Annotated in this window: 11 protein-coding genes; 6 read left to right on the forward strand and 5 right to left on the reverse strand. The window is 66.7% G+C overall.

Annotation, left to right across the window (positions count from 1 at the left end):
- On the reverse strand, positions 1–1,040 hold a 1,040-nt coding region (locus tag AB3X43_RS09910; protein WP_369429680.1), incomplete at its 3' end, for a glycosyltransferase.
- Between the two features lie 221 nt (positions 1,041–1,261).
- Between AB3X43_RS09910 and AB3X43_RS09915 the strand changes: the two genes are divergently transcribed.
- The 5 genes from AB3X43_RS09915 (at position 1,262) to AB3X43_RS09935 (ending at position 7,354) form a co-directional block, all read left to right on the forward strand.
- Positions 1,262–2,635 carry an O-antigen ligase family protein gene (locus tag AB3X43_RS09915; protein WP_369429681.1) on the forward strand — a complete coding sequence of 458 codons (1,374 nt, stop codon included), beginning with the start codon at positions 1,262–1,264 and terminating at the stop codon, positions 2,633–2,635.
- Between the two features lie 168 nt (positions 2,636–2,803).
- Positions 2,804–3,982: a hypothetical protein gene (locus AB3X43_RS09920; RefSeq protein WP_369429682.1), complete on the forward strand. Its 1,179-nt coding sequence runs from the start codon at positions 2,804–2,806 to the stop codon at positions 3,980–3,982.
- A 4-nt stretch (positions 3,983–3,986) separates the two neighbouring features.
- Positions 3,987–5,201, forward strand: a complete 1,215-nt coding sequence (locus AB3X43_RS09925; protein WP_369429683.1) for a glycosyltransferase family 2 protein — start codon at positions 3,987–3,989, stop codon at positions 5,199–5,201.
- 36 nt (positions 5,202–5,237) lie between these two features.
- Positions 5,238–6,347: a Gfo/Idh/MocA family protein gene (locus AB3X43_RS09930; protein ID WP_369429684.1), complete on the forward strand. Its 1,110-nt coding sequence runs from the start codon at positions 5,238–5,240 to the stop codon at positions 6,345–6,347.
- Entirely contained in the window at positions 6,344–7,354 is a 1,011-nt protein-coding gene (locus AB3X43_RS09935) for an NAD-dependent epimerase/dehydratase family protein (RefSeq protein ID WP_369429685.1), read from the forward strand. Before AB3X43_RS09930 ends, AB3X43_RS09935 begins: the two co-directional genes overlap by 4 nt.
- Here the strand turns inward: AB3X43_RS09935 and AB3X43_RS09940 are convergent.
- From AB3X43_RS09940 to AB3X43_RS09955, 4 genes are all read right to left on the reverse strand, one after another.
- A complete protein-coding gene (locus tag AB3X43_RS09940) occupies positions 7,311–7,565 on the reverse strand; it encodes a hypothetical protein (protein WP_369429686.1) in 255 nt (84 codons plus the stop codon). The two genes, AB3X43_RS09935 and AB3X43_RS09940, sit on opposite strands and share 44 nt — an antisense overlap.
- Positions 7,562–9,418, reverse strand: coding sequence for a ferrous iron transporter B (feoB, locus tag AB3X43_RS09945; protein ID WP_369429687.1), 1,857 nt, complete (start codon positions 9,416–9,418; stop codon positions 7,562–7,564). Before feoB ends, AB3X43_RS09940 begins: the two co-directional genes overlap by 4 nt.
- Positions 9,415–9,708, reverse strand: a complete 294-nt coding sequence (locus AB3X43_RS09950) for a FeoA family protein (protein WP_369429688.1) — start codon at positions 9,706–9,708, stop codon at positions 9,415–9,417. The genes feoB and AB3X43_RS09950 overlap by 4 nt, the downstream gene beginning before the upstream one ends.
- A gap of 95 nt (positions 9,709–9,803) precedes the next feature.
- On the reverse strand, positions 9,804–10,910 hold the full coding sequence (locus tag AB3X43_RS09955; RefSeq protein ID WP_369429689.1) for a glycosyltransferase: 1,107 nt from the start codon (positions 10,908–10,910) through the stop codon (positions 9,804–9,806).
- 112 nt (positions 10,911–11,022) lie between these two features.
- On the opposite strand from AB3X43_RS09955, the gene AB3X43_RS09960 reads away from it, so the two are divergent.
- Positions 11,023–12,711, forward strand: coding sequence for a right-handed parallel beta-helix repeat-containing protein (locus AB3X43_RS09960; RefSeq protein ID WP_369429690.1), 1,689 nt, complete (start codon positions 11,023–11,025; stop codon positions 12,709–12,711).
- The last annotated feature ends 226 nt before the right edge of the window (positions 12,712–12,937 follow it).

A 12,937-nucleotide genomic window follows, 5' to 3' on the forward strand; every position in this document is an offset into this window, starting at 1 on the left:
GCCTTGAACAGCCAGCCCGTCTCGTTCTCCTGGACCACTTCCTTGATCGGTACGAAGTCCGGCGCGATCGGCGCGATGCCGCAGGCCATGAACTCGAACAGCTTGACCGGTGAGGTGTAGTCGCCGGCACTCGGCAGCACGGCCATGTCCATCGCGGCCAGCAGCCCCGGCACCTCGTCGTGCGAGACGCGGCCGGTCAGGATCACCTGCTGCGCCAGGCCATGCTTGGTCACGAACTCCTGGACGGTCGGGAAGGTCGCGCCGTCGCCGACCAGCAACAGCTTCAGGTGCGGATTGGCCTTCAGGCGGTCGGCGATCTTGTAGACGAACTGATCGATGGCGTGCCACGGCACGAAGGCGCCCAGGTAGCCGCAGACCACCTGCCCATCCAGCAAGCCCCACTTGGCCCGGGTCTCGGCGCGCTGTTGCGGCGTGAAGCTGAACTTGTCGATGTTGGCTGCGTTGTGCGAGACCAGCGATGGCGCGATGCGGCCGTGCGCCGTGGCCACCCGGTCGCGGAACGCACCCGACACGAACACCAGCCCGTTGGCCCGGCGGAACACCCAGCGCTCGATCACCGTCGCCAGCTTCAGGAAGAACAGCGGGCGCACACGGTAGACGGTGGCCGAGTCGTTGACCTCCAGGATCACCGGGATCTTGCGGGCACGCCCGATCACCACCGCGACGAACATGTACAGGGAGTAGCGCTCGTAGATCAGGTCCACGTCCTTGTGGGCGTTCAGGTACTCGCGGATGCGCCAGCCGGACACCGCGTTGTAGGCCAGCTCGACCAGCTCGAACAGCGGCTCCGGCAGGCTGGTGACCCACTTCATCCACGGGCGCGCCTGCTTGGTCGGACTCAGCGCCTTGGGGCTCGCATACGGGTCGGCGCCCGGCAGCGAAATGATGTCGACGGTCACCCCTTCGGCGCGCAGCGCGTCGGTGATGCCGCGGATATGGACGCCTTCGACGGCCTTGCCCTGGGTACGGTGGTGGTACAGCACACGGCGCAAGGGAGGGAGGACAGCAGGCTTGTTCATGGAGGGGGTTGGTTTTCCGTATTCACGCGGCCGTGATGGTACGCGGGCCACACTCCGGCACAGAGAGGCAGACGACACAGCTTCGATGTTTGTGCAACAGCACTCGGTACCAAGTAATTCCAGATTAAGGCGACTCCCCTGTCTGACGGGTGTTCGTCACGCGGTTGGCACGCATAAGCCGGTACGATCGAGCCTTTGCGCCAGAACATCGGTCATCGACAATGAGCTTCGCGGTATTCCTGTTGTATGTGTTCCTGAGCTTTTTCCGGCCGATCGAATTGTTTGCGCCTGAAATTGCGGAACTCAGGCCCATGCTGGTGCTCTGGACGCTGGGGTTTGTGCTGGCGGCCGGCCGCGCGATCGTGCGCAAGCAGGTGGCCGCCCGGGCCATCGATTTCAAGTTGCTGTTCGGATTCATGCTGACGCTGGGTCTGTCGCTGCTGTTCAACGGCTGGGCCGGCGGCGCCTTCACCGCGATGAACGATTTCAGCACCTCGTCGATGCTGTTCCTGCTGGTCGCGCTGAACGTGACCAGTCTGGAGCGCCTGAAGAAGACCTGTGCGGCGGTCGTGCTGTCCATGCTGTTCGCGGCGGGTTTCGGCATCCAGGCCTTTCATACCGGCCAGTACGCGACGCAGCTGGTGCTGCGCCAGACAGCCCCAAGCCACGAGGACGATGATCCGAGCCGCGCGCCACCCTCTTCCGCGTCCGAAATTCCTGCCCAGGACACCTCGGGCTGGTACCTCTGGCGGGTGCGCGGCCAAGGCTTCCTGAGCGATCCGAACGACTTCTCGCAGGTCTTGGTGATGTGCCTGCCACTGCTGTGGGCGGCCTGGCGGGCCGGCAAGCACCTGCGCAATCTGCTCTTCGTGCTTGCACCGGGCGCCGTGATGGGCTACGGCATTTTCCTGAGCCAATCGCGCGGCGCCATGCTGGGTGCGGCCTCGCTGCTGTTCTTCACCGTACGCGAATGGCTGGGCACCACCCGCACCACGGTGCTGATGGCCCTTGGCGGCACGGGCTTCATCGCAGCCAGTGCCATCGGCGGCCGGGCCATCTCGTCGCAGGAGCAATCGGCGGCCGACCGCATCGAGGCTTGGTCGGTCGGACTGGAATTGCTGAAATGGCGCCCGGTTTTCGGCATCGGATATGGAAATTTCACCGACCACAATCCGCTGACCGCCCACAATTCCTTCGTGCTGTGTTTTGCCGAATTGGGCCTGGTGGGATATTTCCTCTGGATCGGCATGATCGTGCTGACCTTCAAAAGCCTCAGTTCCGTGATCGATTGCATGCCGAGTCGCAACCCGCACCGCCAGATGGTCGCGTTGCTGCGCAACTCGCTGGTGGGTTTTCTGGTTTGTGCATGGTTTCTGTCACGCACCTATCAACCCGTGCTGTACTTTCTCCTCGCTCTGTGCGTTTCTTCCTGGTATTGCGCCACGCAATCTCCCGCCATGTCCGGGAGGGATTCCGTGGCCTACCAGCGCACCCATGACGTCAAGTGGGTGAAAAGTACGCTGTTGATGATGGCTTTCACAATTTTTGCAGTAAGAGCCTTCGTGTTCTCTCACAACATGGGCGGTGCTCACTGAGTTTCAGCTTTACAGGGTCTTCCCGGACAACCGGGCGATGCTAGAGTTCGGCCGGTCCGTTTTCCAGGCGATCCGGCACCTGTTTTCGCACTGGGCTCCCGCCTGTACACCACGGACTGGCCAGAGCGCTGGCTGACCTCCACAACTCAAAAGGCTCCGATGAGTGTCGTGCTTGTCCTTCTCGTCCTGCTTGCGGCCATCGCTGGCGTCGTGGCGCTGTTCATCCGCCAGCGCAACATCCAGACCTGGCTGGCCAGTTACCTGAAACAGGACTGGCGCGCCCCCGCCCCGGCCGGGGTGACGAAGCACGTGATGTTCTGTTTCGTCGACCATTACGAACCGATGTGGAAGCGGCCGGACTACGCCACCGAGTGCAGGCGCGTGGCCCGCTGGCACCAGGAATACCCCGCCCTGTGCGCACCGTTCAAGGACGCCGACGGCCGCGGACCGATCCACAGCTTCTTCTATCCTGAAGAGGAATACCGCCCCGAGCACCTCGACCCGCTGGTGGAAATCTGCCGCATGGGACTGGGCGAGATCGAGATCCACCTGCACCACGACAAGGACACCGAAGCCGGCCTGCGCGAAAAGCTGCGCCGCTTCACGCAACTGCTGGTCGATCGCCACGATGCGCTGCCCGTCGATCCGGTGACGAAACAGCCCCGCTGGGCCTTCATCCACGGCAACTGGGCGCTCGACAATTCGCACCCGGATGGCTACGGCTGCGGCGTGAACAACGAGCTGATCGTGCTGCGCGAAGAAGGCTGCTACGTCGACTACACCTTCCCGGCGTCGCCCGATCCGTGCCAGACCTCGACCATCAACCAGATCTACTACGCCACGGACGACCCGCACGCCTGCAAGTCGCACGACACCGGCGTGCGCGTGAAGGTCGGCGGCCAGCCTTCGGGCGATCTGATGCTGATCCAGGGACCGCTGGGCTTCAAGTGGACGGACCGCAAGTTCGGCATCATCCCGCGCATCGAGAACTCCGACATCCGCACCAGCTGCCCGCCGACGCCAGACCGCGTGGACACCTGGATCGAGACGGGCATCCACGTGGAAGGCAGACCGGAATGGATCTTCGTCAAGATCCACACCCACGGCACGCAGGAGCGTGACATGGACACGCTGCTCGGCGCGCCGATGCGCCAGTGCTACGAGCACCTGCACGCCAAGTACAACGACGGCAAGGACTGGAAGCTGCACTACGTCAGCGCCCGCGAGATGTACAACATCGTCAAGGCCGCCGAGCAGGGTCTGCCGGGCGAGCCGGGCCAGTACCGCGATCTGGTGATTCCACGTCCGGGCTACCGCGACACCGTGAACGCAGCAGCGAAGGGCTGACCCCGTGCTGCACACGCTGCTGGCCATCGTCGCCATCGGGGGTGTTGTCGCGGCCCTCTATTCCTACGCGCTCTACCCGGTCGTGCTGTTCGTCGTCGGAGCGGTGGTCCAGGGGCTGCGCGACGTCGGGTTCGTCTTCCGCAAGCGCGACCGCCGCATCGACGCCGGCCACACCGAGACCGAGCCGGACTGGCCGCCAGTCGCCATCGTCATCTCCGCGTACAACGAAGAGACGCACATCGTCTCGCGCATCGAGAATCTGCTGGAACTCGATTACCCGGCGGACAAGCTGCGCGCCTACATCGGCTCCGACGGCAGCCGAGACCGCACGGCCGAGCTGATGGCGCAGTTCACGGACGAGCCGCGGGTCGTCGCCCTGCCCTTCGAGGTCAACCGCGGCAAGGCCAGCGTGCTGAACGACCTGGTGTCGCGCACGGTCGAGCCGATCATCGTGTTCTCGGACGCCAACACCTACTTCGAGCGCAGCGCGCTGAAGCGGCTGGTGGCGCGTTTCCAGGATTCGAAGGTGGGTGGCGTCACCGGCGAGCTGCGCCTGCTCGGCAACGCGGGCGGCGACAACCAGGACAGCCTGTACTGGCGCATCGAGCAGTTCCTGAAGTTCTTCGAGGCCCGCATCGGCGCACTGCTTGGTGCCAACGGGGCCATCTACGCGATCCGCAGCGCCCTCTGGCAGCCGCTGCGCCCGGACACGATCTGCGACGATTTCTGCGTCGCCATGAACGTGTCGGCCGCTGGCCACCGCCTCGTCTACGAGCCGAAGGCCTGGGCCGAGGAAGACACGCCCGAGCAGATCGGCGAAGAGGTCAAGCGCCGCATCCGCATCGGCATCGGCAATTTCCAGGCGCTGGCACGCCATCCCCAGTACCTGACGCGCACCTCGCTGGCCACCGCCTTCGCCTACGTCTCGCACAAGGTGCTGCGCTGGACCGCCCCGCACCTGCTGCTGCTCGCGCTGGCGGCCTCGGTCGCGCTGGCCGTGCGGCAACAGTCGCCGGGCTGGGCCCTCTATTCGCTGGCGCAGGCGGCGAGCTACGTGCTGGCCTGGGCCGGCTGGCGGCTGACGACACGCGGCGTGAAGCTGCCGACGCTGGTCAAGCTGGCGGCCTTCCTGTTCGCGCTGAACTGGGCGTTCCTGGTGGCGTCCTGGCGTTTTTCGACCGGGCGGGCCAGCGGAAGCTGGGGACGCACGAGCCGCTGAATCTGACGAATTGAAGAACCACCGGGAGTGCATGCCGTGTTGAGGGTAGGAATCATTGGCTGCGGCAAGATTGCCGACGGCCACGTCGAACAGATCCGCGCCATCGGGCGCGGCGAGGTGGTCGCCGTGTGCGACCGCGAGCCGCTGATGGCCGAGCAACTGGCCGTGCGGATGAAGATCCCCGGCCGCTACGACGACGCCGCCGAGATGTTCGCCAAGGAGCGGCTGGACGTCGTCCACATCGCCACACCGCCGGACTCACACCTCTTCCTCGCGAAGATGGCGTTCGCCGCCGGCTGCCATGTGTTCATGGAAAAGCCGTTCGCGCTGACTGCCGCGCAGACACGCGAGATCCTGGCGCTGGCCGAGCAGGCCGGGCGCAAGGCAGGGGTGAACTACCTCTACAACTACGAGACGCCGGGGCTGGAGCTGGAAGAACTGGTCAAGAAGGGGACGCTCGGCGAGATCGTCCACCTCGACACCAACTACGGCTACAACCTCGCCGGCGACTACGGGCTGGCCGTGATGACCGACCCGGGCCACTGGGTGCATCGCCTGCCGGGCAAGCTGTTCCACAACGTGCTCGACCACGTGCTGGCCAAGGTCATCCCCTTCCTCGGCGACGAGATCGACACCCGCGTACTGGCCTTCCGCCGCCGCGGCCCGACCGGCTCGGCCATCGTGGACGCGATGCCCGACGAGCTGCGTTTCATCCTGCGCAGCGGCGGTGTCACCGTCAGCGGCAACGTCAGCGCCCACGGCCGCCCCGTGCCGCACACGCTGAAGGTGGTCGGCACGAACGATTCGGTCGAACTCGACTACACCGCGCGCACGCTGATCCAGGCCTCGCGCTGGTCGGCGCCGAGCGCGCTGGGCCGCCAGTTCATGGCGTGGACGCAGGCCAAGCAGCTCGCCGCCAACGGCCGCCGCAACATCACGCGCTTCCGCAAGTACGAGTTCCACTACTTCCAGTGCATGCGCGTGCTGCTGGACCGCTTCTACGACGCCGTCGAAGGCAAGGGACCGGACCCGATCCCGCCCGAGCAGATCCTGCGCGTGTGCCGCGTGATCGACCAGATCGTCGAAGGCGTGGACGCCTGCATGGCCGAGCAGAACCGCAACGACAGCGCGAAGGAGATCGCATGAAGATCCTCGTCACCGGCGCCGGCGGTTTCCTCGGCAAGCAGATCGCCCGCAGCCTGCTGATGCAAGGTCAGAACGACTTGCGGCTGCATTTCCGCAACAAGGCCCCGGCCGGCTTCATCGAGTCGCTGGTCAAGGAATTCCCGCAGGCGCAGATCGAGACGGCTGCGGCCAACCTGCTCGCACGCGGCTCGTTCGACGCGATGCTGCAGGGTGTGGACTGCGTGATCCATGCGGCGGCCGGCATGAAGGGCGCGGCGGCCGACATGTTCGCCAACACCGTCATGGGCAGCCGCAACGTGTTCGAGGCCTGCGGCAAGACCGGCATCCGGCGCATCGTGCTGATCAGCTCGTTCGCGGTCTACAAGACCGACGCGATGAAGCCGGGCGACACGCTGGGCGAGCAGACGCCGATCGAGCCGGTCGGCGTGGACAAGGGCCCCTACGGCTACGCCAAGACGCGCCAGGAACACATGTTCATGGAGTTCGCGGCGCAGTACGGCTTCGAGACGGTGATCCTGCGCCCCGGTGTGATCTACGGGCCGGGTGGTGGCGCACTGTCGCCGCGGGTCGGTCTGAAGGCAATGGGGCTGTTCGCGAGCCTGGGCAACGGCGCGCTGCTGCCGCTGACCTATGTCGAGAACTGCGCCGATGCGGTGGCGCGGGCGGCGGTCCATGCGCCGAGCGGCAGCGCGTTTGCCGTCACCGACGACCACATCCCGACCTGCCGCCAGTACCTCGACGGCTACCTGAAGAACGTGCAGAAGATGCGCGTCATCCCGCTGTCGTTCGGGGTGTTCCTGTGGGTGTCGAAGAAACTGGTCGCGTACAACCGGAAGTCCAAGGGCCAGATGCCCGCGGTCTTCACGCCCTACGTCGTCCGGTCGATGTACACGCCGATCCGCTACAGCAACGAGGGCCTCAAGCGCATCGGCTGGACCCAGCGTGTACCGACCACCGAAGGACTCAGCCGGACGTACGCCTGGTTGAAGGCGCAGCCACCACGCTGACCCGCTCCGGGTTGGCGCGGCCACAGGCGCTGCCGGCATCCGGTGACGCGCTGCACCCTCCACAGCCGCTGCCGCATCCCCCTGCAGGCACCACCGCGCGGCGCCCGAGCTTCAGCTTGAGCACGCGCGTGGCGGTGTGCCACAAGGCCCAGCCACAGGTTGCGGCGATCACGGTGGCTTCGAAAGCGGCGTACAGGGTCGGAGCGCTCATGTCAGGGCCTTGGCGATGTGGAAGGTCAGGAAGGCCGCGCCATAGGCCAGCGTGGTCAGGTAGGCCGCCGACAGCCACATCGTGCGCGCCGAATTGGTCTCGCGGCGGATGACGGCCAGCGTCGAGATGCACTGCGGCGCGAACACGAACCACGCCAGCAGCGACAGCGCCGTCGGCAAGCCCCACTGCGCGCCGATCAGGCCGGCGAGCTGCTGGGTGGCGGCTTCGCGGGTGTCGGACAGCGCATACACGGTGGCCAGCGCGCCGACGACCACCTCGCGCGCCGCCATGCCCGGCACCAGGGCGATGCAGATCTGCCAGTTGAAGCCCAGCGGCGCGAAGACGACTTCCAGCGCATGGCCGATCATGCCGGCAAAGCTGTAGGTGATCGCGGCCGCCGTGGCGCCTTCCGGCGGCGCCGGAAAACTGCCCAGCCCCCACAGCAGCACCGTCAGCGACAGGATGATGGTGCCCACACGGCGGATGAAGATGCGCGCCCGCTCCAGCAGGCCGATCGCCAGGTCGCGTGGATTCGGCAGCCGGTAGGCCGGCAGCTCCAGCAGCAGCGGCTGCTCGGTGTCGCGCTGGCCCGAGAACCAGCGCTTGAGCACCATCGACACCGCCACCGCGCTGGCGATGCCCGCCACGTACAGCGCGAACAGCACCAGCCCCTGCAGATTGAACACGCCACCCACGGTCGTCTCCGGGATGAAGGCACCGATCAGCAGCGCATAGACCGGCAGCCGGGCCGAGCACGTCATCAGCGGCGCCACGAGGATGGTGACGAGGCGGTCACGCGGGTGCTGGATGCTGCGCGTGGCCATGATGCCCGGCACCGCACAGGCGAAGCTCGACAGCAGCGGAATGAACGAGCGCCCCGACAACCCTGCGCCGACCATCATCCGGTCGAGCAGGAAGGCCGCACGCGGCAGGTACCCCGATTCCTCCAGCGCAAGGATGAACAGGAACAGGATCAGGATCTGCGGCAGGAACACCAGCACGCCACCCGCTCCGGCGATCACGCCATCGGTCAGCAACCCCCGCAACGGACCTTCGGGCAGGACGCTGTTGACCAGCCCGGTGAGCCACTCCATGCCCGCCTTGATGCCTTCCATCAGCGGCCCGGCCCACGAGAACACCGCCTGGAACATCAGGAACAGCAGCGCCGCCAGCACCAGCGGCCCCCAGACCGGGTGCAGCAGCACGGCATCCAGCCGCTCGTCGCGCAGGCTCACGGTGTCGTTGAAGGTGACCGTACCGGCCAGCAGACGCGAGGTCTCGGCATGCAGGTCGGCGGGGGTGGCGATCGTCGGCGCGGCGGGCGGGCCGGCGTCCAGCAGTTCGACCAGCGCCTGCGCGCCGTCGTGCTGCACGGCAATCGCCTCGACCACCGGCACGCCCAGCTCCCGGCTCAGCGCAGCACGGTCGATCTGCATGCCCAGGCGGCGCGCCTCGTCCATCATGTTGAGCACCAGCACCATCGGTCGACCCAGCGCCCGCACCTCCAGCGCGAACCGCAGGTGCAGCCGGAGGTTGGTGGCCGAGACGACGGCGATCAGCACATCTGGCAGCGGCTCGCTGGCCAGCTCGCCCAGGCACACCGCGCGGGTCACGGCCTCGTCCGGACTCTTGGGCTGCAGGCTGTAGGCGCCGGGCAGGTCCAGGATGCGGAACTTCCGGCCGGACGGCCCGACGAAGCGGCCCTCCTTGCGCTCGACCGTGACACCGGTGTAGTTGGCAACCTTCTGGCGGCTGCCGGTCAGGCGGTTGAACAGCGCAGTCTTGCCGCAGTTGGGATTGCCGACCAGCGCGAGGTGGGCCGTGGGATCGTTCGATGCGGCGGCGGCACTCATGGCTGGCCGCCGCCCATGGCCGGCGACTTCACCGACGAACCGTTGAGCATCACCCGCTCGGCCTCGGCCCGCCGCAGCGCGAACCTGGTGAAGCCAAGCTGCACCGCGATCGGCTCGCCTCCCAGCGGCCCGTGGGCGATGACCCGCACCCGCTCGCCAGGCACGAAACCCAGCTCTTCCAGCCGCTGTGCGATCTGGTCATCGGCCGAACGCGGCACCACGGCCGCGATGCAGGCGCTGACCCGCAGGGGCAGATCGCGCAGGGACAGAAGGAGGGGGGCGTGTGTCATGTTTCCATTCTAAACAAGAATCGTTTTCAATAAGAAACCAAACCTCCACGCATTTGCATGGCTTTACACGGGAGATGACCCGGAATTGATCCAGATCAGCGCCGCTGTGCGGTTTCGTAGAACGTCCGGAAGGCGTTGAACAGGGTGTCGAGCGAACCGTGTTCGTGCACCCAGTCGCAAGCGGCCTGGCCAAGCTGCTCGCGCAGCAGGGCATCGGCCAGCAGCCCGTCGAGCGCCTGCAGCAGCGGCGGCCCTTCGCAGGGGGGCACCAGCAGACCGCTCTGCCCGTCGCGCACGATCTCCGGATTGCCGCCCACGGCCGTCGCGACGATGGCCAGCCGTGTCGCGCAGGCCTCCAGCAGCGCGATCGACAGCCCTTCGGTCAGCGACGGCATCGCGAAGATGTCGAAGCCGGGCGTCAGATCGGAGACGTCGCGGCGCTGCCCCGTCAGGATCACACGGTCACCCAGTCCGGCGGCCTGCGCCTGCGTGCGCAGCGTGGCTTCCAGCGGACCGCTGCCGACCAGCGCCAGCCGCAGCGACGGATGGCGCGCCAGCAACGCCGGCATCAGCTCGATCAGGAGCGCGTGGTTCTTCAGCCCCACCTGCCGCCCGACCGCGCCGATCAGGAGCGCGTCCTGCGGCACGCCCAGGCGTTCGCGCGCGATCCGGCGGCGCTCCGGCGTCCAGCGGAAGCGGTCGACCGGGATGCCGTTGAGCACCGTGGTGGCGTGGTCGGCGCGGACCATGCCGCTGCCGACGTAGCGGTCGTGGACCTGCGAGCCAACCATCGCATAGCCCTGCGTGCGTCCGATCGCCCAGGTGAAGAAGCGCTTGAGCCGTGGCTCGCGATCGAGACGCAGCCCCATGTCGTGCAGGCTGCAGACCAGCGTCGGGCGGCGCCAGCGTCCCCACAGCGCCGCGGCGGCGTGGTAGTTCGGCACGAAGTTGTGGGCGTGGATCACCTCGATGCCGCGCTCGGCGATGGCGCGGCGCAGCCGGCCGATCAGCGGCAGATCCAGGCCGTCGCGCTTGCCCCCGACGAGGACTTCGATGCCAGCGGCTTCGAGTTCGGGCTTCAGGCCCTCGGTGTGCAGCAGGCTGAACACACTGACCGTGTCGCCTCGGCGTTTCTGCTCGATCGCCAGATCGGTGACCACCCGTTCGAGGCCTCCGAATTCGAGAGAATCAACAATGTGCATCAGTCTCATGGCGAGAATCGGGCTGTCTGGAATGGCGCGCATGCTAGCGCAGCCACCTTCCGTTTGAGAGACTGCCGCCATTCGGCAGCGTCGCCTGCCCAGGAGTACGCCCATGTCCCCATGCCGCCCGACCGCTGCCCGCCACGCAGCCTGGACCCTGGCCATCAGCCTGTCGCTGCTGACCGTGCCGGGCCACGCGCAACGCGTGATCGTTCCGTCCTCGAACAGCGGTGTGCAGACCACCGGCGGCCCGAGCAGCGAGTCGGGCCAGTTCCTCGGTGACCTGGGAGCACCTGCGCCGGAAATGCCGGCCACGCCGGTCACGCCAGGCAAGCCTGGCGACACCCCGCCGCCCACGGTCGACACCGCCTGGCCCCCCGCCCCGCAGGAGCCAGCCAGTGCCGACGGTTGCTCGAAACCGCTGACCGGTCGCGGTACCACCTACCACGTCGGCCCCGGCCAGGCGATCGCGGAACTGACCGATGTGCCCTGGCTGTCGCTGCGTGCCGGGGATGTGGTCAACATCTACCACCGCGCCGAGCCGTACCGCACCAAGATCGGCATACGCGCGCAAGGCACGGCCGACGCGCCCGTGGTCATCCACGGCGTGACCGACGCCAAGTGCAACCGTCCGGTCATCAGCGGCCAGAATGCCGTCACCGCCCGCGATGCCGCCGCAGCGGGTTTCTTCAGCAAGCAGTACAGCGAGGCACTGGGCCTGGTCTTCATCTACAAGTCGCGCGACCAGGCCTGGGGCAGCCGGCCGAAGCACATCCGCATCGAGAACCTCAAAATCACCGGCGCCCACAAGGACAACCGCTACACCGCCCAGGACGGCAGCATCGGCACCTTCTCCGGCGGCGCCGCCGGCATCTACGCCATCGTCGTGGAAGACCTGGCGATCGAGAACTGCGAGATCACCCGCAACGGCAACGGCGTCTTCGTCAACAGCAAGTCCGAGGACGAGGCCAGCCGCAACGTCTTCATCCGCCACAACCGGATCTGGGACAACGGCAACGTCGGAAGCTGGTTCGAGCACAACCTCTACGTGCAGACCGCCCGCGCGCTCTACGAGGGCAACTACATCGGCCAGCTCATCCCCGGTGCCAAGGGCTCGTCGATGAAGGACCGCTCCAGCGGCACGGTCGTTCGCTTCAACCACATCGTGGCGGCCGCACGCGCCATCGACCTCGTGGAAATCGAAGGCGGCGTGCGACAGATCCTCAAGGATCCGCTCTACCCGCAGGCCTGGGTCTACGGCAACCTGATCGTCAACGACTTCCGCAACCCTGGCTACGCCTCGGTCAAGCTGATCCACTGGGGCGGCGACAACGACGAGCGCTACTTCCGCCAGGGCACGCTGCACTTCTACAACAACACCGTGCTGCACAACAGCACGCAGGCGCAGGCCTGGTACATGGCGCTGTTCGACATGCCGACCGCGCAGCAGAAGGTCGACGCCCAATCCAACCTGTTCATCAACCAGGGCACGACACAGATGCGCGTCGGCCACGAGGGCGGCACGATCGAATTCAACGGCACCAACTGGATCAGCCGCGACTGGGCCGAAGCCGCGCCGACCTCGCAGGTCAAGGTCGCCATCAAGGGCAAGCTCCTGAGTCAGCCCGCACCAGGCCTTGGCCCGGACCTGCGCCCCCGCACGGGGGCTGCCGGCACGGACCTGGCCGACAACGCCGCCGGTCTGCCACCCGTCGGCTACCAGTTTGCCGAACCGGCGGGCATCGTGCGTCGGATCCAGAGCGGTCGGGCGATGGACTTGGGGGCATTCGAACATCGCTGAATCCCCTTGCGCGGCGGCCGCTCAGACGATGCAAACACCCTTCGTCTGCAACGGGAGGTGTGGAGATGCGGCGATCCGGACCCGAGGCCATCTGGATCGCCAGCTACGCCTTGTGACCGGTGCTTGCAGCCTGCTCCACACCGGCCCCGGCCGGCGTGAAACAGCACACAGTCCGGGCCTGAAATCCGATTTTTCTGTCGCGCCGGAAAAGTGAGGAAATGACAAA

The organism is Sphaerotilus sp. (assembly GCF_041083715.1).
In the GTDB taxonomy this organism is placed as follows: Bacteria; Pseudomonadota; Gammaproteobacteria; order Burkholderiales; family Burkholderiaceae_C; genus Sphaerotilus.